The organism is Flavobacterium indicum GPTSA100-9 = DSM 17447 (genome assembly GCF_000455605.1).
GTDB classification, from domain to species: Bacteria; Bacteroidota; Bacteroidia; order Flavobacteriales; family Flavobacteriaceae; genus Flavobacterium; species Flavobacterium indicum.
In genome coordinates, this window is the sequence record NC_017025.1 from 2,857,679 (window position 1) to 2,883,193 (window position 25,515).

Annotated in this window: 16 protein-coding genes; 6 read left to right on the top strand and 10 right to left on the bottom strand. The window is 31.3% G+C overall.

Going from position 1 to position 25,515, the window contains the following annotated elements; translation table 11 throughout:
• Positions 1 to 66: 66 nt before the first annotated feature.
• From KQS_RS13315 to KQS_RS13340, 6 genes are all read right to left on the bottom strand, one after another.
• Positions 67 to 624 (bottom strand): hypothetical protein, encoded by a 558-nt coding sequence (locus KQS_RS13315; protein ID WP_014389695.1) that lies wholly within the window; start codon positions 622 to 624, stop codon positions 67 to 69.
• A 5-nt stretch (positions 625 to 629) separates the two neighbouring features.
• Positions 630 to 1,388 carry a succinate dehydrogenase/fumarate reductase iron-sulfur subunit gene (locus tag KQS_RS13320; RefSeq protein ID WP_014389696.1) on the bottom strand — a complete coding sequence of 253 codons (759 nt, stop codon included), beginning with the start codon at positions 1,386 to 1,388 and terminating at the stop codon, positions 630 to 632.
• Between the two features lie 88 nt (positions 1,389 to 1,476).
• Complete coding sequence (locus KQS_RS13325) at positions 1,477 to 3,486, bottom strand: fumarate reductase/succinate dehydrogenase flavoprotein subunit (protein ID WP_014389697.1); 2,010 nt, start codon at positions 3,484 to 3,486, stop codon at positions 1,477 to 1,479.
• Between the two features lie 6 nt (positions 3,487 to 3,492).
• Complete coding sequence (locus KQS_RS13330) at positions 3,493 to 4,422, bottom strand: succinate dehydrogenase cytochrome b subunit (RefSeq protein ID WP_014389698.1); 930 nt, start codon at positions 4,420 to 4,422, stop codon at positions 3,493 to 3,495.
• A gap of 404 nt (positions 4,423 to 4,826) precedes the next feature.
• Positions 4,827 to 7,448, bottom strand: coding sequence for a WD40/YVTN/BNR-like repeat-containing protein (locus tag KQS_RS13335; RefSeq protein WP_014389699.1), 2,622 nt, complete (start codon positions 7,446 to 7,448; stop codon positions 4,827 to 4,829).
• Positions 7,449 to 8,300 (bottom strand): ChaN family lipoprotein, encoded by an 852-nt coding sequence (locus KQS_RS13340; protein ID WP_014389700.1) that lies wholly within the window; start codon positions 8,298 to 8,300, stop codon positions 7,449 to 7,451.
• A gap of 74 nt (positions 8,301 to 8,374) precedes the next feature.
• Between KQS_RS13340 and KQS_RS13345 the strand changes: the two genes are divergently transcribed.
• The 3 genes from KQS_RS13345 to KQS_RS13355 all read left to right on the top strand — a co-directional run bounded on the left by KQS_RS13345 (position 8,375) and on the right by KQS_RS13355 (position 11,140).
• Positions 8,375 to 8,899: a Crp/Fnr family transcriptional regulator gene (locus tag KQS_RS13345; protein ID WP_014389701.1), complete on the top strand. Its 525-nt coding sequence runs from the start codon at positions 8,375 to 8,377 to the stop codon at positions 8,897 to 8,899.
• Positions 8,900 to 8,972: 73 nt separating this feature from the next.
• Entirely contained in the window at positions 8,973 to 10,265 is a 1,293-nt protein-coding gene (locus KQS_RS13350) for an aminopeptidase P family protein (RefSeq protein WP_014389702.1), read from the top strand.
• Positions 10,266 to 10,357: 92 nt separating this feature from the next.
• Positions 10,358 to 11,140, top strand: coding sequence for an alpha/beta fold hydrolase (locus KQS_RS13355; RefSeq protein ID WP_014389703.1), 783 nt, complete (start codon positions 10,358 to 10,360; stop codon positions 11,138 to 11,140).
• Between the two features lie 3 nt (positions 11,141 to 11,143).
• Here KQS_RS13355 and KQS_RS13360 read toward each other — a convergent pair whose 3' ends face one another.
• The 4 genes from KQS_RS13360 to KQS_RS13375 form a co-directional block, all read right to left on the bottom strand.
• Positions 11,144 to 13,936: a PD-(D/E)XK nuclease family protein gene (locus tag KQS_RS13360; protein WP_014389704.1), complete on the bottom strand. Its 2,793-nt coding sequence runs from the start codon at positions 13,934 to 13,936 to the stop codon at positions 11,144 to 11,146.
• Between the two features lie 64 nt (positions 13,937 to 14,000).
• Entirely contained in the window at positions 14,001 to 15,404 is a 1,404-nt protein-coding gene (locus tag KQS_RS13365) for an OmpA family protein (protein ID WP_014389705.1), read from the bottom strand.
• Between the two features lie 112 nt (positions 15,405 to 15,516).
• Positions 15,517 to 16,710: a glycine C-acetyltransferase gene (gene kbl, locus KQS_RS13370; protein ID WP_014389706.1), complete on the bottom strand. Its 1,194-nt coding sequence runs from the start codon at positions 16,708 to 16,710 to the stop codon at positions 15,517 to 15,519.
• A 42-nt stretch (positions 16,711 to 16,752) separates the two neighbouring features.
• On the bottom strand, positions 16,753 to 19,905 hold the full coding sequence (locus KQS_RS13375; RefSeq protein WP_014389707.1) for a UvrD-helicase domain-containing protein: 3,153 nt from the start codon (positions 19,903 to 19,905) through the stop codon (positions 16,753 to 16,755).
• A gap of 108 nt (positions 19,906 to 20,013) precedes the next feature.
• Between KQS_RS13375 and KQS_RS13380 the strand changes: the two genes are divergently transcribed.
• From KQS_RS13380 to KQS_RS13390, 3 genes are all read left to right on the top strand, one after another.
• Positions 20,014 to 20,622, top strand: coding sequence for a superoxide dismutase (locus KQS_RS13380; protein WP_014389708.1), 609 nt, complete (start codon positions 20,014 to 20,016; stop codon positions 20,620 to 20,622).
• A 108-nt stretch (positions 20,623 to 20,730) separates the two neighbouring features.
• Complete coding sequence (locus KQS_RS13385) at positions 20,731 to 22,962, top strand: DUF5686 family protein (protein WP_014389709.1); 2,232 nt, start codon at positions 20,731 to 20,733, stop codon at positions 22,960 to 22,962.
• A gap of 122 nt (positions 22,963 to 23,084) precedes the next feature.
• Complete coding sequence (locus KQS_RS13390) at positions 23,085 to 25,514, top strand: efflux RND transporter permease subunit (RefSeq protein WP_014389710.1); 2,430 nt, start codon at positions 23,085 to 23,087, stop codon at positions 25,512 to 25,514.
• Position 25,515 lies beyond the last annotated feature (1 nt).

The following is a 25,515-nucleotide window of genomic DNA, read 5'->3' on the forward strand; positions in this document are numbered from 1 at the left end:
AAAAATACGTAATAAAAAAAACGCATTCAATTTAGAATGCGTTTTTTTATTTTTCAATTTGTTTATTTACTCTGATAAAACATATTCAAAAGTTCCACTAAACGTATGATTTGGATTAGTTCCATCATTTGTATTAATCAGAAAAGTACCTTTTAGTAATCTAGAAGATGAATCATAAGATTCAATAACTATCTTTCCATTAGTTGTATTTACCGTTTCCTCAACACCATTAACTTTATATAAACCAACATTACCATAAAAATCACTTGGTTGCTGTGTACTTGAAAACAAATGCTCCCCTACAGTTATACTTGATTCTGGAACAAATAAACTAATTTTGATTTCCTTTGGTGTAATAGGAATTCTATTTAATGCATTTGTAACTTCATTGTAACCATATAGAACATGAGTATAGTTTCCTGCAGTACCACTTAATATACTGTTCGTTGTTCCATCAGCATTTCTTAATTCAAGATAAGGTTGACTATCAATCCTAACTTTCATTGGTTTAGCAGCTATTGTATTGTCTTGTGCTTCCCCATCTGTAGTAGTTGAACTATCAGAAGAGCAAGAAGCCAAAGAGAACAACAATGTAACCAAAAATATTCTTATCAATAATTTCATAAACTTTATTTTAAAGATGCTTTTAAAAATTCTCTATTCATACGAGCGATGTTTTCTAAAGAAATTCCTTTAGGACATTCAATTTCACAAGCACCTGTATTAGTACAGTTTCCGAAACCTTCCTCATCCATTTGACGTACCATGTTTAATACACGTTGAGTAGCTTCTACTTTACCTTGAGGTAATAATGCATATTGAGAAACTTTTGCCCCAACGAATAACATAGCCGAACCATTTTTACACGTTGCTACACATGCTCCACAACCAATACAAGCAGCTGCTTCAAATGCTTTATCAGCATCCGCTTTAGGGATTGGAGTTGCATTAGCATCAATAGTATTACCAGAAGTATTTACTGATACGAATCCTCCTGCTTGTTGAATTCTATCAAATGAACTTCTATCAACAACTAAATCCTTGATAACTGGAAAAGCTTTACTTCTCCATGGTTCCACGTAAATAGTTTCTCCATCTTTGAAAGAACGCATGTGTAATTGACAAGTTGTAATTCCAGTATCTGGTCCGTGTGCTCTACCGTTAATAAACATAGAACACATACCACAAATACCTTCACGACAATCGTGGTCAAATGCAATTGGTTCTTTTCTTTCGTTAACCAATTGTTCGTTCAATTGATCCATCATTTCTAAAAACGAACTGTCAGTAGAAACGTTATTTAAGGTATAATCTTCTAATTTACCTTGAGTTTGACCGCTTTTTTGACGCCAAACTTTTAATTTGATATTTATATTTTTTGATGCCATAATTTTATTTTATTAAGTGATTAGTGATAAGTAATAAGTGATTAGTTTTTGTAAAGTTGACTAATTACTCTTCACTATATACTAATTACTATTTATAATTTCTAGCTGCAATTTTAATGAATTCGTATTTCAATTCTTCTTTATGAAGTACCGATTTTCCTGCATCACTTCCTTGATATTCCCAAGCGGCTACATAAGAGAAATTTTCGTCGTCACGAAGTGTTTCACCTTCTGCATCTTGATACTCTTCACGGAAATGCCCACCACAAGATTCTTTTCTTAATAAAGCATCTTTTGCCATTAATTGCCCAAGTTCCATAAAGTCAGCAACTCTTAAAGCTTTTTCTAATTCTGGGTTCAATTCATTAGCTGAACCTGGCACATAAACATCTTTATAGAACTCTTCTCTTAATTCCGCAATTTCAGCAATTGCTTCAGTTAATCCTTGTTCGTTACGAGCCATTCCAACTTTATTCCACATAATATGTCCTAAACGTTTGTGGAAATAATCTACTGATTTTGAACCATTATTATTTAAGAAACGTTCAATTGATTGACGCACTTCATTTTCTGCATCAACAAACTCAGGTAAATCTGTAGAAATTTTACCTGTTCTAATTTCGTCTGCTAAATAATTAGAAATGGTATAAGGCAATACAAAATAACCATCTGCTAAACCTTGCATTAAAGCAGAAGCTCCTAAACGGTTTGCTCCGTGATCAGAGAAATTAGCTTCTCCTGCCACAAAACAACCTGGTATAGTAGACATTAAGTTATAATCAACCCAAACACCACCCATTGTATAGTGTACTGCTGGATAAATTTTCATAGGAGTTTCATATGGATTTTCAGCTGTAATTTTTTCATACATCTGGAATAAGTTACCATATTTCTCTTCTACCCATTTTTTACCTAAAGCAATTATTTCAGCTTCTGAAGGATTATGATTTCCTTGAGCATAAGCTGCTTGTTTTCCTTTATTTTTAATTTCTGTAGAGAAATCTAAATATACTCCTTCGTTAGTATCATTAGCTTCAATTCCGAAACCAGCATCACAACGCTCTTTAGCCGCACGAGAAGCAACGTCACGTGGTACTAAGTTACCAAATGCAGGATACCTTCTTTCTAAATAGTAATCTCTATCTTCTTCTGCAATTTGAGTTGGTTTTAATTGTCCTGCTCTAATTGCTTCTGCATCTTCTTTTTTCTTAGGCACCCAAATACGACCAGAATTACGTAATGATTCAGACATTAACGTTAATTTAGATTGATTGGTTCCATGAACAGGAATACAAGTTGGGTGAATTTGAACATAACAAGGATTCGCGAAGAAAGCACCTTTTTTATGAATTTTCCAAGCTGCTGTTACATTACTTCCCATTGCATTTGTAGACAAGAAATATACATTTCCATATCCACCAGACGCAATAATAACCGCATGAGCAGAATGTCTTTCTAACTCTCCAGTGATTAAGTTTCTTGCTATAATTCCGCGTGCTTTTCCGTCTACTTTTACGATGTCTAACATTTCGTGACGGTTATACATTTTAACTCTTCCTAAACCAATTTGTCTTGATAATGCAGAGTAAGCACCTAATAACAATTGTTGCCCTGTTTGACCAGCGGCATAAAAAGTACGTTGTACTTGAGTACCTCCAAACGAACGGTTATCTAACAAACCACCATATTCACGTGCAAAAGGAACACCTTGCGCCACACATTGGTCGATGATATTACCCGAAACTTCTGCTAAACGATGTACGTTGGCTTCACGAGCACGGTAGTCACCTCCTTTGATTGTGTCATAAAATAATCTATATATACTGTCACCATCATTTTGATAGTTTTTTGCTGCATTGATACCTCCTTGAGCAGCAATTGAGTGTGCTCTTCTTGGAGAATCTTGGAAACAAAATGCTTTAACGTTATAACCCATCTCACCTAGAGATGCAGCTGCTGAAGCACCAGCCAAACCTGTACCTACAACGATTACATCGATTTTTGGTCTATTATTTGGAGCAACCAATTTCAAGTGATTCTTGTGGTTAGTCCATTTTTCAGAAATATGACCTTGAGGTATTTTAGAATCTAATGCCATATGTTTTTATTTTAATATAAAGTGAATGTAAAGTGGAATAATTGCAAATAATAAAGGAACGATTACAGAAAAAACCTTTCCAAAAAATTGAATTGCTGGAGTGAATTTGTTATTAACCCCTAATGATTGAAATGCGCTTTGGAACCCATGCCATAAATGGAAACCTAAAACTGCCATTGAAAACACATAAAAAATGGTAAACAACAACCCTTCGTTAGGAATAGCACCAAATAATTTACCTTTACTTTTAAAGAATTCAATAGTGATTTTATGTAAATCTTTATATCCTTCAGCAATTTTAATCTTTTCCTTTTTTAATTTGTTACCATCATGGATATCTTTAAACTCTCTGTTTAAGTAAATTGAATTACCTTCTACAAAATAGTATTTACCATCAACAGCATTTGTTGGAATAAACTTCCCTAAGAAAGCATCATTTCCAGCTAAACCATTGTTTGTAGAAACAAAAAATTCAACTTTTTGTCCCATGTTTTCAGCAGCAATAGTTTGTAATGGCATATTTTTATCAAAATGCATTTTAGCCCAAAAATTCACCATGTGAGTAGCAATGAAAACTAAAACTAATGTTCCTAAAACTGCCATGTTTCTCGAAGAAAAAGAACTGCTTACGCTATCATTTTTATAAGCGTAATTTACTGGTCTAGCTTTTTTGTTTTGAATTGCTAAAGCAATACCGTCGATAGCGTGGAATAAAATTGAAATATAAGTTAAATAAGAAAGTACTTTTACTGCTGGATTTGAAGTCATAAACAAAGCGTACTTATTAAATTGTAATGCAGCTTCAGTAGATCTACCTGCTAACAATTGTAAGTTTCCTAATAAGTGACCAACCAAAAACAAGCACAAGAACAATCCTGTCAATGCCATCCAATATTTTTTCGCAATGGATGACTTTAAAAATGCTGATTTTGCCATAATTATAGTTATTGTTAATTTGAAATATATAAATTCAAGCAAAAATAAAGGTTATAAGTAGAACTTACAACCTTTTAAACTTAATTTATAATGATTTTAAATGAATTTAATATTCGCTAAATATCAGAAAGTTAGGTGTTAATTTCAAATAGAAAAACTCAGAATTCAATCTATCAATACTTTACTTACACTATTTTATCCTATTTAAGGCTCAAATTTTATTTATGAATTTGCCTTTATAGCGCTGAAAACTAATCAGCACACACACTAAAAATTATTTCCCTATATCTTTTTGTTAGTAAAACAAATAGCAAACATTTACAGTATTTTTACTAGTAAAAACCGCCACTTTTTCAATGAATTTGTGCGCTACAGTAAATAAATAAACTTCTTTGACAATTTATTTAATTATCATAAAAGTTCAGTTTTTCCGATTTTATTTCAAATGGCTGTTTTACAGTTTTAGCACCATCATTTAATTCAACAAAATATTTTCCAACAGGTAAATAATAGTTGTTATTTTCTCCTTTATGAATTTTCAAACTCGCATCTGCCTTCTCAATAGCTTTTTTTGTTTTTTCATCTATTGTTACATCAAATGTGATTTTTTTCAATCCTTTCACCGCATTATAGGTGTGTTGATAAACAACAATATTATCTTTATTCTTAATTGTTAATGTTGCATTATTTAAAGTATTGAAATAAAAACCAATGTTTAATTGTGGCAATACCATACTTCCCCATGTGTAACTTTTTGAACCCCATTGTTTTGAATACACTAAATCTTCTATTTCAAAAAGTAAATTTTTAGACTCTTTTAGTGCAGTATTCATTTGATACAGTTCCTTTAAATTCCGTTTATATAAAGACCTTCCGTGTGTAGCAACTAATAAATCTTTTGCTTTCTTTTGAATCACTAAATCATGAACAGCAACATTCGGTATTCCTTCGGAAAAATCGGCCCAATTTTCGCCTTTATCTATACTAATATACAAGCCATTATCGGTTCCAACATATAAAATATTTTCATTTTCTGCATCTTCTAAAATAACATTTACTGCTTGTTGCAATCCTGTAGAAATAGAACGCCAGTTTTGACCTAAATCGTCGGAAACAAAGACATAAGATTGGAAGTCGTCTTGTCGATATCCATTCATGGTTACATATATTCTTTCCTTATTAAAATTGGAAAATCGCACTCTTGAAACCCACAATTTTTGTGGCAGTTTATCGGAAATTTTGATCCAATTTACTCCTGAGTTTTTTGTTAATTGTACATTTCCATCGTCTGTTCCTACAACTAATAATCCAAACTGGAATTTACTTTCACTAATTGACGTTATAGTACCAAAAGGCACATTGCCCTCAACTTTTCCATTGGTAAGATCAGGAGAAATAATCTCCCATTTTTTACCTTGTTTCATAGAACGATGTAAAAAATTTGAACCCATGTAAACTATGTCATTATTATGAACCGAAAGTAAAATAGGTGTTTGCCAATTAAAACGAAATGGATTTTTCTTATCTTCAGATACAGGAGTTATTCTTTCTGTTATTCCTTTTCTGTCTATTCTAAAATAATTTCCAAATTGAAATCCAGTATAAACAATATTAGCATTATTGGCGTCAATTTGCACTTGCATACCATCGCCTCCCATGATGCTTTCATACGGATATTTACCTTCTTGTTGCCATTCATAAGAAGGAGCATAATTATTTGGTCCAACCCAAACCCCATTATCTTGTAAGCCCCCATAAACCTTGTAGTTTTCCTGATTATCTACATTAACGGTATAAAATTGTCCAACTTCTTGATTGTTGCATTTTATCCAATGTTTTCCATTGTCATAACTTATATTTACACCTCCATCATTAGCATTAATAATATGGTTGGGATTTTGAGGATTGGTCCAAACCACATGATGGTCAGCATGCACATTCTCCTTATTAATTGCTTCAAAAGTTTCCCCTCCATCATTTGAACATAATAACGGAACTCCTGAAATATAAATTCGATTTTGATTTGTTTTAGAAACAGTAATATCTCCAAAATAATACCCATAGGTGTAAAAACAATCCTCAATATAGGTTGTGTTTGTTTTTTTCCAAGTTTTACCCCCATCTTTTGTTAAATATACTTCTGCTCCAATAATTTCTGTAGAAAATAAAGCCGCATTAGCATCTTTCGTTTTTTCATTTTTTGAATTGGGTCTCAAATTTTGATTATCAACAACTGCATAAACAGTATTTTCATCATACAATGCCAATCCAATTCTTCCTATTCCTTCATTTGATGGAAAACCAGAAGCATCTGCAATTCTGGTCCAAGTAGAACCTGCATCAGTACTTTTATAAATCCCTGAATTTTTTCCATTCCCTTTAAAATTCCATGCTGCTCTCATTTTATCCCAAGCAGCAGCATACATTATATTCGGATTATTTTCTGCTACCACTAAATCGATAATTCCTGTCTCATCATTAATAAACAACGTATTTTTCCATGTTTTTCCACCATCTAAAGATTTAAAAACACCTCTTTCTTCATTTTTAGAATACAAATGACCCGTAACACCAACAACTATTTCATTGTTATCTTTCGGATTTACCCAAATAGATGCAATATGATGACTATCTTTTAAACCTAAATGTTCCCAACTCTTCCCATTATTTGTTGTTTTAAGCAATCCAATTCCTGCATACGACGAGCGAGAAGCATTAACTTCTCCTGTTCCTACCCAAAGTGTTTTTGTATTCCAATCGACAAATAAACTACCGCAATTTAATGTGGTTGCTGTATCCATAATTGGTTCAAAACTATTCCCGTTAGTATTGGTGTACCAAACACCTCCGGAAGCATAAGCTGCATAAAACTCTGTTGGGTTATCAGGATTAACAGCCAAATCCACTACTCGTCCACTCATTATTGTTGGACCAATATTTTGAAATACGATTTCTTTAAAATTTATTTCTTGTCCTAGCAGTGCAAACTGTACTAGGAATAAACAACATAAAAATATTTTTTTCATTTAATGGGTTTTAGTTACATCACTATCAACTACAATTATAAAATCAGCTAAATTGTTATTTTCTTTTTTAAACAAGTCTATGTTTTCTTGTTCCACAGTGGCAATGGTCATTATTTTTACTTTAGGAACAAATTTTCTTAAATACCAATTAATTCCTTCATAATTATTGGAATGGTAGGTACCATTGAAATGAACAAAAACAGATGCTTCTTTTAAATTCTGACTAATAGAATATGCCATGGTAGCATCTTTCAACGCTTGGGCTTTAGGTAATGTTTCAGATATATGCCCATCTCCCATATCTTTCATCGATTTATATCCTGGTAATTCGGCGTCGTATTCAATTGGCAATGGTGCTACCCAATTTTTTCTTTCTCCACTTAATGTATCTAAGACTTTAAAATCATTTTTATAGACTAAACTGGCATATTTTCTGGGAACATTCGTAGCAATAAAAGCCAATTTATTTTCCTTTGCAAAATCAACTAGGGGTTTGTAATCCGTTTTATAATTGACCCATAAACGTGCTACAGAATCAAATTTTTTCTGATTAATGGATCCAGCTAAATAAGCATTTAATTCATCTTGATTATCCCTTTCTAACATTTCAGCTCCTAAAACCAATTTATTTTTTACAGACAAATCTTTTACAAATTCCAATTGCAACCAATGCAGTATTGAATTATTATGAATTTCACCAAAGAGCACTACATCATTCTTTTTAGCAACAGAAAGCATTTTAGAATAATTTACTTCTTGACCTGATCGATCATAAATCTTGAATGGCATCTTGTCTTGACTAAAAATCAAATGCGCACCAAACAAGCAAAAGGTTAAAAATAATTTTTTCATAGTTTAGTAGTAAATTTTATCAAATTTAAACTTTTTAATGGTTAAATTAGCTGAATAATTCAATTTCATTTAAATTGTCTTTCCCATTAGAAATAATTCAAACGTTTTTCAGACCCATTTCACTTAAAAAAAATGATTTTTTTGTGAAACAAGGCGAAATTTGTTCCAATTTCTGCTTTATTGAAGAAGGAATTTTACAACATGCTATACTCATTAACGAGGAAGAAAAAACCACTTATCTTTCATTAAAAAACTCCTTTACGGCTTCTTTAAAAAGTTTTTTAAATCAAACGCCCTCACGTAAAAGTATAAAAGCATTGCATGATTGTAAATTATGGATAGTGAATCGAAAAGAATTCCAAGATTTAATGGAAAACAATAGTCAGTTTAAAACATTTTACTTTGAATTAATTGAAAAACAAATCTGCTTAATCGACGATTATCGTATTGATTTATTGGCGCTTACTCCTGAAGAACGCTATAAAAAACTGCTTGAAAACGAACCGAAATTACTCAATGAAGTTCCATTACATTATTTAGCTTCTTTTTTGGGAATTTCAACGCGACATATGAGTCGAATTAGAAAAAATATAAAATAACGCCTTTTGGCTAGTCGGTTTTTCCTTTTTAGTTTTTATTTTTGATTGCGAGAAAAAAAATAATTATTAAAACATGAAATATTTACCTATTAATAAAGAGCTTTTTATTAAGAATAGAAAGAACTTTATGGCTCAAATGAAGCCGAATGGTGTTGCAATCTTTAATTCAAACGATATTTATCCAGTTAGTGCAGATAGCACCTTACCTTTTGCACAACACAGAGATATTTTTTACTTATCTGGTGTAGACCAAGAGGAAAGTATTTTATTATTATTCCCAGACGCCCCTTATGCTCATTTAAAAGAAATTTTATTCTTAAGAGAAACCAATGAGCATATTGCTATTTGGGAAGGTGAGAAATTAACCAAAGAACGTGCCTTTGAAGTTTCTGGAATTCAATCTGTGTATTGGTTGCAAGATTTTAAAAAAGTTTTGAAAGAAGTGATGATGTATGCCGATACTATGTATATCAACACCAACGAGCATTATCGTTCTTCTGTAGAAACCGAAACTCGTGAAGACCGTTTTATTAAATGGTGGAAAAATGAATACCCCGCTCATAAAGTTGAAAAATCGAATCCGATTCTACAACGCTTGCGTTCCGTAAAAGATTCAATTGAGTTAGACTTAATGCAAACGGCTTGTAACATTACCGAAAAAGGAGTGCGTCGTTTATTAAACTTTGTAAAACCGGGTGTTACAGAATACGAAATTGAAGCTGAATTAGCTCACGAATTTTTACGCAACCGTTCCAAAGGGTTTGCTTATACGCCGATTATTGCTTCTGGAAATAATGCGAATGTATTACATTATATTGAAAACAATCAAGTTTGCCAAGCGGGTGACTTAATTTTATTAGATGTTGGTGCAGAATATGCTAATTATTCATCTGATTTAACCCGTATGATTCCGGTTTCAGGAAAATTTACAGACCGACAAAAACAAGTGTATAATGCCGTGTTAAATGTAAAAAACGAAGCTACTAAAATGTTAGTTCCAGGAACATTATGGAAAGAATACCATGTTGAAGTAGGTAAAATCATGACTTCGGAATTATTAGGTTTAGGCTTGTTAGACAAAGCTGATGTACAGAATGAAAATCCAGATTGGCCTGCTTATAAAAAATATTTCATGCACGGCACATCACACCATTTAGGATTAGACACGCACGATTACGGTCTATTACACGAGCCAATGCAAGCGAATATGGTATTCACGGTAGAACCAGGAATTTATATTCCAGCTGAAGGATTTGGAATTCGTTTAGAAGACGATGTGGTGATTCAACCTACAGGTGCACCATTTAATTTAATGAAAAACATTCCGATTGAAGCTGATGAAATTGAATCGATAATGAACAGTTAGATTTTTTTCAGGTTTCAGGTTACAGATTACAACGACTCGCTTAATTGTGGGTCGTTTTTGTTTTTTAGTAAACTTAATTTTACTTTTGTCCTATGAATTATACCCAATACAAAAACACCAAAATTGCTTACACCGATCAAGGTAAAGGCACTGCTATTGTTTTACTTCATGGTTTTTTAGAAAACAGTACTATGTGGAAGTATTTAGCTCCAGTTTTGGAAAAAAAATACCGTGTAGTTTGTATTGATTTATTAGGACATGGTCAATCGGATAGTCTGGGATATGTGCATAAAATGGAAGACATGGCCGATGCTGTTCATCAGGTATTGCACGATTTAAAAATTAGAAAGGCCGTGTTTGTGGGACATTCTATGGGCGGCTATGTTTCTTTGGCTTTCGCCGAATTGTATCCCGAAATGATGAAAGGTTTAGTTCTTATGAATTCGACATCCAGAGCCGATAGTGAAGAACGAATTTTAAACAGAACTAGAGCTATAAAAGCCGTAAAACAAAATTATGTAGCTGCCGTTCGCATGTCTATTGCTAATTTATTTAGCGAGGAAAATCGGGAGCTTTTAATAGACGAAATTGAATGGGTTAAAAACGAAGCGCTACAAACTCCTTTACAAGGTATTATCGCCGCTCAAGAAGGCATGAAACTGCGTAATGATCGAGAAGTAATTTTACATTTTGCTCCCTATCCTATTCTATTAATTTTAGGGAAACAAGATCCCGTTCTTAATTATGAAGAAAACAAAGAACAAATTGAAAATACAGCTGTACAATTAGTTACTTTCAATGATGGACACATGAGTCATATTGAAAATAAAGTTGAATTAGAAAAAGTGTTGCTTGACTTTTTAAAAAAATTATAGCATTTAATTTATTTTCTCTTTAAAAGACATTTGCGGATTCAAAATTTCAGCAATTAACACCACTAATTCTTCTGTAAAATGCTCTAACATTTTATTTGATATTAGTGTTTCTGGAACAACTCCTCTTCCTTTACCGAAGCCAAAAGGCATAAATCCGGCTTTCATGTTTTTAAAAGAGATAATTCCTACCTCTACTGGGTAATTATGAAGAATGGGCTTGTTTTGATACATTAATGCATAGCACAATAACTGAATAATTTTGTCGTTTTTCAAATCAAGCGTTAAGCCCTCAAACGTATTTATTTTTAAATTGTTTGCCAATACTTTACCTGTTTTATAATCAATAATTCGAACTACATTATTTCTTAGTTCAATGCGATCTACTTTACCGGCAACTTTAACAGGATAAGGTAAACTTTGTTGTGTTATAAGCGTATCATGGCTTTGCTCTAAAGACAAAATATACAGCTCGTCACCTTTTTCAAGGTTGTCTTTTTCTTGATTTAAAAAATTTTGAATATTACGTTTGGCAACTTCAAATGCAATTAAATTTTTACCTTTTGTTATTTCTCCTTCTTTGTAAACTTCTTTAAATTTTTCAATTGTATAGGTCTCTACATAGCGCATCATTTGTTCAACATCTTGAACCGTAACTTGCTTTTTTGATTCTACAAAAGGAGTAAACATTTTTTCTAACACTTCATGAATAATTGTTCCTAATGTATTAACTGCAATATTTTCTTCAACTTCTTCATTTTCACTAACTCCTAAAATACGTTGGTAATAAAACTGAATTGGATTACGCAAATAATTAGTTAACGACGAAGGCGAAAACCCTTTATCAGTGGCAATTTCATGTAGTCGAGCTAAAATTTTATCTGTCTTAACAATTTCAATTGGTTGGTAAGCTTTATCAGGTAAAAAGGCATTATATGTTGTTTTTTTATACTGATGATTTGGTAAACGTTCAACATCTAATTGCGTTAAAAACCTACTTTTTTCTCCAGCATCTAACCCTTCAGAATAATTATTATAAAGTAAGTAAATATTTTTTGCACGTTGTAATAATCGATAAAAATGATAGGTAAAAATCGCATCACGTTCCTTATAGGTAGGTAATCCTTTTTCAATTTTTACATCATAAGGAATAAATGAATTGGCAGATTTACCTGCGGGTAATTTTCCTTCGTTTAAAGAAGTGATGATAACATTATCGAAATCTAAAACACGACTTTCTAAAATTCCCATAATTTGTAAACCAATTAAAGGTTCTCCTTCAAAAGAAACCTCTGCTTGATCAATAACTTGTTTATAAATAGTAAACAACCCTTCTAATGATTCAATTCTATGATACTTTTCATAATAATTTGTTATTTGAAGGATTACTTTGTAAACTGAATAGACAAAAGCTTTGGTAACTTTATTTTGTTCGTTATCGTTCGATAAACTCTCTTTTAAACAAAGAAGTACCTCCTGGATTTTAACAAGAATAGCTGCTATAGGAGCATCCCAATTTGTAAATAATAAGTGAAATATAGCTGCAGAACCATCTTTATTTAATTGTTGAAACAAATCGTTCAATCGACTTGCCGTAATAAATGTAAGATTAGATTTTTTAATAGTTTGAACAATTTCAAATCCTTGTATTATGGGTTCTATTAAAGGATTATTAATAATTTCTAATACTTCTTTATAATAGTAAACACTTTGCTTTGCGTTTCTTTTTTGCGCATTGACATGCAACTTGAAAAGTTTATGAATTAATATTTGAGCTGGATTATTGATGCTTGAATAACCCATGGTAATATTCAAATTTTGGACTTCACTTGGTAACGCATTTAAAACAGGAATAAGTAATTTCTCTTCACTTAATACGATTGCTGTTTTTTCTAAATTAGCAGTTGTTTGAGAAATTGATTCAATGATTTTTCCAGCAATTTTTGCTTGCCCAATAGATTTTGGTGTACCGATGACTTCAATATTTTTATCTTTTGAAAATTCATCAAAAACCCAATTAAAGGGATGTTGTTGAAAATAGTTCCATGATTTTTTTATTCTTCTTAAGAAATAGCCCGCATCATGAAATTCATCTTTTAGAAAAACAGTATCTATATCCCAAAATATTTCAGCTTTATTAGCTTCTAAGAGGTGTTGAATAATTATTTCTTCCGCTTGATTTAAAGCATTAAAACCTGCAAAAATAAAATGTTCGCTTTCTAAATTTAAAACAAATGCCTCTTTATTTTGTACTGCCTGTTTATAAATTAATCCTGAATAACCAATTTTTCTCTCTATTAAATGTTTTGAAAAGGCTTCATAATAACTTGGCAATTGTCTCCAAAACTCTAATTGATTTTCGATTAATTGTGTTTGTTGTTCTTTATTGGGAGTCCAATGTTTAATTCGTTCAATTTCTAAAAGATAGGAGAATATTTCGTTGGGATTGATAAGGTAACGATCAATTTCATTAAAATCTTGAATTAGCGTTTTTGCCCAATTAGAAAATCTCTCGAAATCATGTGCTACCTCAACTGGAGTAATTTCCAGATAAACAGTATAAAATTCGAAAAGTAATTCAATTGCATCTAAACTTCTAAGTTGAGAAATCGATTCAATTAGCGATTCAATACTAATGATTTGAGGAGCAAAAAATGTTAAGGTAGATTTTTTTTTAAGTTCTTCTAAAAGAAAAAGTTTTGCTCTTTTATTTGGTAAAACAACAATGGTATTGGTTAAGTCCGAAATAGACTTTAATAATAACTGATCTGCTATATTTCCTAGAAATGTCTCCTTCATGGTATAAATATAAAAAAAACGTCCCGAAAATTCGGGACGTTTTAGAATATTATTTAAGTTAAAATTATTTTACTAATTTAACTTCAACTCTTCTGTTTTGTGCTTTTCCAGCTTTAGTTTTGTTAGAAGCAACTGGTTTAGTTTCTCCGTAACCTTCTGAAGTTAATCTGTCAGCAGCAATACCTTTTTCTACTAAGAAGTTTTTAACAGCAGCAGCTCTATCTTTAGATAACTGTAAGTTGAAAGAATCTTTACCATCAGAATCAGTGTGTCCTTCTAAATGGAATTTAGCTGTAGGATACTCTTTTAAGATAGCAGTCATAGCTTCTAATACTGGTAAAGTTTGTTTTTGGAACGATGCTTTTCCTGTATCAAATAAGATTGTTTTAGCATAGTCATTTAATTTTTTCATTGTATCTTCAGATACTTCAGGACATCCGTTGTTAGCAACTGTACCAGCTACTGTAGGACATTTGTCATCTTTATCTAAAACTTTGTCTCCGTCTGTATCAGGCCAAGGACAACCAGCATTTGCTTTTTCTCCTTTTACTGTAGGACATTTGTCATCTTTATCAGCAACACCGTCACCGTCAGCATCAGGACATCCGTTTAATACTTTTAAACCAGCGTCATCTGGACAAGCATCTTCTCCGTCAGCAACACCGTCTCCATCTCTATCAGGACAACCGTTTAATTCTGGTAAACCAGCTTCAGTTGGACAAGCGTCAGCTGAATCTTGGATTCCGTCTAAATCTGAATCAGGACATCCGTTGAATTGTGCTAAACCAGCAACTTCTGGACAAGCATCTTCTTTGTCAATGATTCCATCGTTGTCAGTATCTTTAGCTCCAAATTTGAACTTAAGACCAACTTGGTGGAACATATGTGTAGGAACATCTACATTAGCAACTCTTGTATCGTCGAAAGAGTGTTTGTAAGTAGAAGCAAAAGATAAACCTACATTTTTAGCAAACCAAAAAGTTAAACCTAAACCTCCATTAACAGTACCTGCAGAAGCATCACCGAAGAAAGTATAACCTCCACCAACATGAGCAGATGGGTCTAACCATTTAGATTTTAATAAATCCATGAAGCTATAAGAGATAACCCCATCAATTCCGTAATAATTTAAATCTCCAGGATTAACAACATCATAAGTGTTAATAGTTCCAGGAACTTTTTCTACCCATCTAGAGATTTTGTTGAAAGATCCTGTTACACCGAAGTTGAAACCACTTCCTACATTTCTAGATACATTAACGTAAGATACTGAAGGAACAATATTCCAATGATCTTGAACATTAAAAAATTCCGAGAATTGTTGTTTAACTGGGTCTGAAGCGCTGATTTTAGTGTCAACAGCATTAACACCAAATGATACCGCCCATGGGTTTGTGCTGTCTTGAGCATTAGCAGCAAATCCTGCTAACAATAACGCTCCAGCAAATAGTTTGTTAAGATGTTTCATACTTTTTATAATTTAATTACAATGCGTTATATTAGAACAAAAGTAATATGTTTTTTGTAATTCGCAAAACAAATGTACATTTTTTCCTTATTAACAATAGATTAAGTGATTTTTATTTAATTATGTCTAGTTTTTTTCCTACTTTAGTGAAGGCCTGAATCGCTTTGTCTAAGTGCTCTTTCGTATGAGCAGCAGACAATTGCACTCTAATTCTTGCTTTATCTTTTGGAACCACTGGATAAAAGAATCCAATAACATAAATTCCTTCTTTTAAAAGTTCATCAGCCATAATTTGCGATAATTTTGCATCATATAGCATTACCGGAACAATAGCAGAATCTCCATCAATAATATCAAAACCTGCTTTTTTCATTCCTTCTTTGAAATAATTTGTGTTCCATTCTAATTGATCTCTTAATGAATTATCTTTTTTCAATAATTCAAAAACTTTCAAAGATGCCCCTACAATTGCAGGTGATAGTGAATTAGAGAACAAATAAGGTCTTGAACGTTGACGTAAAATTTCAATTACTTCTTTTTTAGCTGTAGTATATCCACCCATTGCACCCCCTAAAGCTTTTCCTAATGTTCCTGTAATAATATCTACGCGACCCATTACGCCTTTTGCTTCAAGCGTTCCTTTTCCAGTTTTTCCAATAAATCCGGCTGCATGGCATTCGTCTACCATTACTAATGCATCGTATTTATCTGCCAAATCACATATTTTATCTAATGGTGCTACTAAACCATCCATTGAGAAAACTCCATCAGTAACAATTAATTTAAAACGATGCCCTGCCTCTGTTGCTTTAATCAATTGTGCTTCTAAATCGTCCATATTGTTGTTTTCATAACGATAGCGCGCTGCTTTACACAATCTAACTCCGTCAATTATTGACGCGTGATTTAAACTATCCGAAATAATACAGTCTTCTTCTCCTAACAATGGTTCAAAGACCCCACCATTAGCATCAAATGCGGCTGCATATAAAATAGTATCTTCAGTACCATAAAATTCTGCAATTTCTTTTTCTAATTGTTTATGGATATCTTGTGTACCGCAAATAAAACGCACCGACGACATTCCAAATCCATGAGAATCTAAAGCGTCTTTTGCTGCTTGAATTACTTCTGGATGCGACGATAAACCTAAATAATTATTGGCACAAAAATTTAATACCGTTTCTCCATTAACTGTAATTTCTGCACCTTGAGGCGAAGTAATAATGCGTTCTTTTTTAAATAACCCATTGGTTTCAATGGCATTCAATTCGTTTTGTAAGTGTTGTTTAATCTTTCCGTACATGGTTGGTTTATTAATTTGTTAGTTTGTACTTCTTAATTTGTGCTACAAATGTATAAGTTTTATATCATCTCCTATATATAGTAGAATTTTTTTAACCACTTTTACCTCCATTTTTTCAATAACTCGTGTATAAGTTTCCAACTGTTTTTCATATTTAGATTGATGTTCACCTGTTTTGTAATCCAACAAATAGGCTTCATTATTCAGCAACACCACACGGTCTGGCTTAAGATTTGTTTCATTAGGAGAAACAATGTTATTTTCATTGAAAACTATTGCTTTATCATTGAAAAACACTTCTAATTCTGGATGAAAAACTATTTTATATAAAATGGAATGGAAAATTTCTTTCTGAGAATATAAAAAAAGTCCGCTTTCTAATCCTTTTATAATTGCCCGATCAACATCTGTTTTATATTTTACAAAAGACAGCAATTCATGGACTATATTACCAAATTCAATAGCATTTTCTTGTGTTGTTCCCCACATCAATGCTTCTCTTTTTGCTATTTTGATAGAAGAAAAATTTAAATGCTTTTGTACATTTTTAATTGTTTCTTGTTGTTTTACAATAGTTTTAGGCGATGAAACACGTTGAGAGGAGCCAAAATTATATGTCTTTTGATTGATAGTAAACAAGCCTTTTTCTTGAAGGTAATTGGTAAAATATGTCCCCACTGTTTGTTTTGTACTCAACACTCCTTTTGAAGTAACCCCAAAACTCGATATAATATACAATTGCTCTTCTGCTCTTGTCAATGCAACATATATTACATTAATCATATCTAAAATTTCCTCTTGTGTTTTTGTTTCAAAAACAGTTTTCGTTTCATCATTAATTGTTTCTAATTTTTTAGTTTTTTTAACCAAAGCTTGTTTCATATCAATTCCTTCCTCTTCAATTGGAATCCAAACTTTTGGGTCTATTGGTTTGGTGCTGTCGTCTGCAAATGGATAAATAACAACGGGAAACTCTAATCCTTTTGATTTATGGATTGTAATAATTCTGACAGCTTGTTCACCTTCTGGAGACGGAATGCTTTGTTTGAATCCCACTCGTTCCCAATATTCTAAAAAATCTGAGGTACTGGACTGGTATTTCATGTCTCTTTCTAAAACCAAATCTAGAAAATACTGCACGTAAGAAATAGTTGTTTTTTCAGGTAAAAAAGTAGCTATAATTTTTTCTACTGCTTCGTACAAAGATTTTTTTCTTGAATCTGAAAAAGAAATAGTATAGTTATATCTTGCTAAAAATTGTTCTAAATCTTTTTCGTTTAAATCTTTTGCTTCAAAAATAAAGTCGTGAATTTCTGTAGGTTGTACAGTCTGATTTGCTACATAATACAACCAATTAATTTTTGATTCTTGATTAAAATGACTGTCTAAATATTCTAAAAAATGAATAATGAATTTTACTTCTGATGCGTTTTGTATTAACAACGTATCTGATGATAATATGGGTATATTTTTCTCCGTTAAATAATTAGCTAACAGTACTCCTTGCTTCGTTTTTCGAGTTAACAATACAATATCATTATAATCAAAACCTTGATTTTTAACTTGTTCTATAATTTCCAAGGTTTTAACTAAATGCTTTTTATCTTTTTCTGAAATTTCATCATCGTCATTAAATTCTTCTTCAATTAAGTTGTCATTATCTTCTAAAAACTGTATGGATACAAATCCTCCTTTTTTTGAATTGGTTTTTTGCGAAGCCGTTTCTTTATATAAATTTAAATAATCTTCATTAGTAAATTCATGAGCGATATGCTGAAAAAAATCGTTATTAAATGCAATGATTTGCGAATAACTTCTGTAGTTTGTGTCTAGATTTTTTACTTCTTTATTATCGTTTGAAAAGGGATTCTCAGTTCCACTTAAACGAATAAATTGTTCTGCTTTACCACCGCGCCATCTGTAAATTGATTGTTTTGGGTCGCCTACAATCATTAAAGAACCTCTTGTTCCGTCCATATCTTCACTTGCCAAAGCATTATCGATTAAAGGAACAAAATTTTGCCATTGCATTTCTGAAGTATCTTGAAATTCATCAATAAAATAATGCCGGTATCGGTCGCCCAATCGCTCATAAATGAAGGGTGCGGGTTGGTCCTTAATTTCTCTATTAATTATTGTATTGAAATCTGAAATTGATAGTACATTTTGATCTTCTTGAAGTTGCTTGTACTCCTTATATACCGTATGAATTAAAGACAAAGGAACCATATTACTCAATACTAATTCAAACAAGTTATTCTCCTTGTTTAATTGGTATATTTGAGCTAATAACTCTTTCCATTTTTCCTTTAAATTTTCAACGATGTCTTTATTTTTTGATTTGGCAGGACTATCAATTTCTTTTAAACTTACAAAATCATATTCGTAAGCTTTTGGATTCAATTCAAAAATATTTTGAATATGCCTAAAAAAAGTTCCTCTCGAAAAATCTGCTTCTGAAATTGCATTGATTTCAAAATCTTTCAATATTAACCCTGAAATTTCTTTTATTTTAGAAGAATTCGTTTCAAATTTCGATTTAATATTAGTCGCAATTTTAGTAAAGTCTTCTATACTTTTATCTTGAAATTGATTGAAATTAAAAAAATGTTCTTCGTTTAAAATTAATTGGCACACATCATACAAATCATTTGTAACATCCCAGTTTTTATCATCATCAATTTTAGATTTAGCAAAATTTATCAAAACCTGAGTTAATTCTTCATCTTCTCCTGCTTTTGCAATAACGGTATCAATAGCATTTCTTAATAAATTTTCTGTTTCTAAAGTAACATCAAAATTGGTAGGTAAATTTAAATCGTTCGCAAATGTTCTAATGACCCGATGTGTAAATTTATCAATGGTAGAAATATCAAAAGCAGCATAATTATGAATAATTGTTTTAACTATTTTCTTTGATTTTTCTTTTAAAGTTGCAACATCACTGCCAATTTCAGCAGCTATTTCTTTCATAAAAGCATCGGTTTTTTCAGAAACTTCATCCTGAGAGAAAGCAATTAAATTGTCTACAATTCTTGACTTCATTTCTTCTACAGCTTTATTCGTAAAAGTAATGGCTAAAATTCTACGGTATTTATCAAAAGAATGCGCCTGAAATAAAATTTTCAAGTATTCTTTTGTTAATGTATACGTTTTGCCAGAACCTGCTGAAGCATTATAAACCTTAAAACTCATGAAAGAATATTTTTTAATAATGAAACTATAAGAAGTTTCTATTTTTATTTCCAAAGTTAAATTTATAAATTTGAAAAAAATAATTAATCAATTTAAAAATAAAATATCATGGCTTTTGAATTACCAAAATTACCGTACGCGTATGATGCATTAGAACCAAATGTGGACGCAAGAACAATGGAAATTCACCACACAAAACACCATAATGCTTATACTACAAATTTAAATGCTGCAATACAAGGAACAGATTTAGATGGAAAAACTATTGAAAATATCTTAATCAATTTAGATATGAACAATATGGCGGTAAGAAATAATGGTGGTGGATTTTACAATCATAACTTATTCTGGACAATTATGTCGCCAAATGGTGGTGGACAGCCAACAGGAGAATTAGCAAATGCCATTGAAAGAGACTTTGGTTCTTTTGAAGCATTTAAAGCTGAATTTTCTAAGGCTGCTGCAACAAGATTTGGGTCTGGATGGGCTTGGTTATGTGTACACAAAGGTGGAAAACTTGAAGTTTGTAGTACTGCAAATCAAGATTGTCCATTAATGCCTGGAATTGCATGTGAGGGAACTCCAATTTTAGGATTAGATGTTTGGGAACATGCTTACTATTTAAATTATCAAAACAGACGCCCTGATTATATTGAAGCTTTTTTCAATGTAATTAATTGGACTGAAGTTGCTAGAAGATACGCAACTGAAAAATAATTAATTTTAATTATTGTTTTACAATAGGAGTCGCTCTTCAATGGAGCGACTTTTTTTATCTACTTTAAATTTGAAAACGTATCTTTGTTTTTTATTTGCTATTTAAAAATGAGGTTTTTAACGGTTGTGTTTTTCTTTTTGTACCTTGGGTTAAGTGCTCAAAACAAAACTTCTTACAATCAAGACAACACCTTCGAATTGGTTAAAAATGTTGTCAGAGTTCAAAATAATAGCAAGCTTTTAACTATTAACCACAACTATTCTTATTATGAAAAAACGGTGGTTTCTGCACACCCAGATTCTATTTCATCTACCATAGACACTATTTATAAAAACAGGAAAAAAAATAAATTTAGCATCGATTCATCTAGTTATAAATTTAAAAAACTTGTTACAAAACAACACTTATACCAGTTTGAAAAAGTATCCGATGTTTTTATAAAAAACAGTACTAAAAAAGAAGAAATTCTTGGTATAAAAATGGCAGGTTTAAAACAACCTATTTATGAATTAATTGGACAAGAATTCATGCCTACAGATTTTACAAAAGAGAATTTGAAATTTCTAACTTTTACAATTAAAAACCCAGTGTCTTTAAATGGTTCAAAAAAATATATTTTTTCAATAGATACTAATTACAAAACTAACAATACTAACCTAGTAAAGCTTAATTTTAATAGTACCACGCTTTTTAAAAAAAATAAAGTCAATGGGTATTACATAGTTAACAAAAATACATTTGCTATTCAAAAAGCTGTTTTTATAATAAATGGCATTGTCAATATTCAAGCAGAAACAAATTTTGAATGGTCAAAAAAAGGAAAAAACTGGTATCCCATTTCTCAAAATTTACTGGCAACAAAAGGCAATCACAACCACAATATTGACATTTTAGGAGAAACTATCCGATTTGATAATTTACAATCATCTACAAACAAAAAATTTGACTATACGAAAGACTTATATTTAAAAATTACAAGGAAATATTTGAATTATAATTTTGAAGTAACCTCTAAAAAACAACTGTATCAAATTCAAATCGATAAAAATGCTATTTCCAATAAGGATTTATTTTTAACTTTTTTTGAAAAAGATTCGTTAGATGCTCGTTCCGATCAAACTCACAAAACATTAGACAGTTTAGTTACGGCAGAACGTATTGAAAAGAAAATTTATTTTGGAAAAAAATTAATTAACGGACAAATTCCTTTGGGATTTATAGACCTTGCTGTTCGCCATATATTTAAGTACAACAACCAAGAAGGATTTCGATTGGGTTTAGGATTATCAACAAACGATCGCTTTTCCAACTGGTTTAAAATTTTTGGCTATGGTGCTTATGGCACTAAAGACGGCGTGTTTAAAAGCCAAATTGGAACAGGATTCCGACTTTCAAAAAAATCTAATACTTGGCTTTCGGGTTCATTCACGGATGACATTACAGAGTTTGCCGATGTAACATTAATGGCGGATAATAAAAAATATAAATTATACGATCCAAGACCATTTAATATTTCAACATTTTACAATCATCAAACCTACAGTATTAATATAGAATCCAAGTTTATTTCTCAAGTTGAAACGCTTTTTAATCTTTCAAAATCAAGAATAAACCCTTTATTTAATTATGTTTATCAGCCCAACAATGACAATGTTGATTTTTATAATTTAACTTTAGCAAGTTTGAGTTTTGAATGGTCGCCTTACAGTAAATTTTTACAATCACCTCAAAATATTTTCGAAGTTGAAAAAAATTATCCAAAATTTTTAATTCAAATTATTCAGTCGGTCCCAAATGTATTTGAAAACGAATTTAATTTTACAAAAATTGATACTCGAATTCAATTTGAAAAAAAATACTTGTCTGGTCATAAAACCACTTTGTTATGGCAAGCAGGTATCAGCATAGGACAAACACCTTTGTCACATTTATACAGTATAGCACCCAATAATTTAGACAAAAATAGTTTGTTAAAACGAATTACATTTGCCAGTAAAACTTCTTTTGAAACCATGTTTTTTAATGAGTTTTATTCCGACAAATATACATTCTTGCAACTCAAACATTATTTTTATAAAATTGTACTGTCTAAAAGTATAAAACCCATTTTTGTACTTGGTTCAAAAGCGGCATTTGGTTATTTAGCTCATCCAGAATACCACTCCGGAATTACCTTTAAAACCATGGAAAAAGGATTTTTTGAAAGTGGTTTAGAAATTCAAAACATCTTTAAAGGTTTTGGTATTTCGTCTTATTATCGATACGGCCCTTATCAATTACCTCGATGGGAAGATAATCTTGCCATTAAAATTTCTTTTACTTTAAATTTAGGACTATAACCTATAGGTTTAAATAATTGGTAATATGCAATAAATTAAGTGATTTTATCACATTAATTAGTATCTTTGCGCCTTATTTTTTTAACACTTTTATCCTCGATAAAAGATTTAAATACTTGGAAATGAAGAAATGGTTATCGACCAGCTTTTGGATTTTAATATCACGTTTTTTACTTAGAAATAGATTATTAGTTATAGTAATGATTGCGGCATTCACTGTATTTATGGGGATGCAATGGAAATACATTCGCTTTACACAAACAGAAGCTAACTTATTACCCGATGACCATAAAGACAATATAGCCTACACTAATTTTTTAAAGAAATTTGGAGAAGAAGCAAATCTAATTGTATTCGCAGTAAAAAGTGATGAAGTTTTCAAACCAGAAAATTTCAAAGCGTGGAGTGAAATGATGCAAAACATTCAACAAAACAAAAAAGAAGTTGATTTTGTCATTTCATTTAAAGAATTGAAACAACTAGTTAAAAATGATTCTACTCAAGCATTTGAATTAAAACCTTTTATCGACGAAAATAAACTAACAGAAGTTAATTATTTACAAGACAAACGCAAAGAACTTATTCATAATTTACCTTTTTATGAGAGTTTATTATTCAATAAAAAAAGTGGCGTTGTTCGTAGTGTTATTTACCTGAACAAAAATATTGTCAATACTAAAATTAGGAAAGATTTTGTACTAGAAAAATTAATTCCTGAAATCAATAAATTTAAAGAAAAAACAAAAGTTGACATTCGTGTATCGGGTATGCCTTATATTCGAACCTTAAATGCTACTGCTATTATTAGTGAAATTGGATTGTTTATTGGGGCAACCTTATTGGTTACCTCACTAATTTTCTATTTCTTTTTCCGATCATTCAGAACCACCTTAATGGCAATTTTTGTGGTAATTATTGGCGTAATGTGGTCTTTTGGATTACTAGGTTTATTACGTTATGAAATTACAGTATTAACCGCTTTAGTTCCTTCTTTAATAGTTATTATTGGAATTCCTAACTGCATTTTCCTTACGAACAAATACCACCAGGAAGCCAGAGCACACGGTAATAGAGCTAAAGCGTTACAGCGTGTTTTAACAAAAGTAGGAACGGCTACATTCATAACCAATGTTACAACTGCTGTTGGTTTTGCGACATTTATTATTACTAACAACCAATTGTTATCCGAATTTGGTGTAGTTACTTCCTTAAACATCATGGCATTATTTGTCTTGAGTTTATTTGTAATTCCCATTTTCTTTAGTTTTTTACCCATTCCAAAAGACAAACATTTAGAACACTTAGAAAGAAGCTATCTTGTTGGGTTTAGGGATTGGATTATCAACCAAGTTAAATACCACAATGTCCGTGTTTATGCCGTTGCTTTAACGCTTTTAATTGCAGGAATCATTGGTGTTTACAAAATGAAAATATCAGGTAGTGTTTTGGAAGACATGCCTAAAAACCAACCTTTCTTTGAAGATATACGCTTTTTTGAAAAAGAATTTAAAGGTGTTTTACCCGTAGAAATCATGATTGACACCAAACGTAAAAAAGGTGTGATGAAAATGTCTACGTTAAAAAAAATAGATGAATTACAAAGAGAAATTGAAGAAATTCCTCAATTGTCAAAACCCGTTTCTATTGTCAATTTAGTTAAATATGCTAAACAAGCCTATTATAATGGAAATCCTGAATATTATGATTTACCTAATTCACAAGAACAGGCCTTTATATTGCCTTATTTAAAAAATTCAGCTAAAGACGGAAAAGAGAACCCGTTAAAAAGTTATGTAGATAAAACTGGTCAATACGCTCGCATTTCTACTTTTATGAAAGAAGTTGGCACAGATGAAATGGAAGAAGTGGAGAAAAAATTAAATGAAAAAATAAAAGAACTCTTCCCTGAAGATCGCTATACTGTTGCTATTACCGGTAAAGCCCTTTTGTTCCAGAAAGGAACCAGTTACTTATTAGACAATTTAATTGAATCGTTAATCTTTGCAGTAGCATTAACAGCCGGATTAATTTTCTTTTTATTCCGATCGGTTAAAATGATTTTTGTTGCACTAATTCCAAACTTGTTACCACTATTATGTACGGCAGGATTAATGGGATATTTAGAAATTCCTATCAAACCCTCAACCATTTTAGTATTTGGTATTGCCTTTGGATTATCTGTTGATGATACCATTCGATTCCTAGCACAATACCGACAAGAATTAAAGATAAATAATTGGAAAATTAAGAAATCTATATTCAAAACATTAGAAGAAGAAGGACCAAGTATGTTCTACACTTCTATTGTTTTATTATGCGGATTTTTTGTGTTTACGTTGTCAGATTTTGGAGGAACAGTAGCTTTAGGAGGTTTAGTTTCCATCACTTTATTGTTTGGAATGCTTACGAATTTAATTTTATTACCTAGCTTAGTACTCTCTTTAAACCGAACTCTAGCAAACCAACAAGAAATGAAAGAACCAACGTTAGATATTGTAGTGTCTGACGATGAAATAGAAGAAGAAATAGAACAAAAAAATAAACAAGATTAAA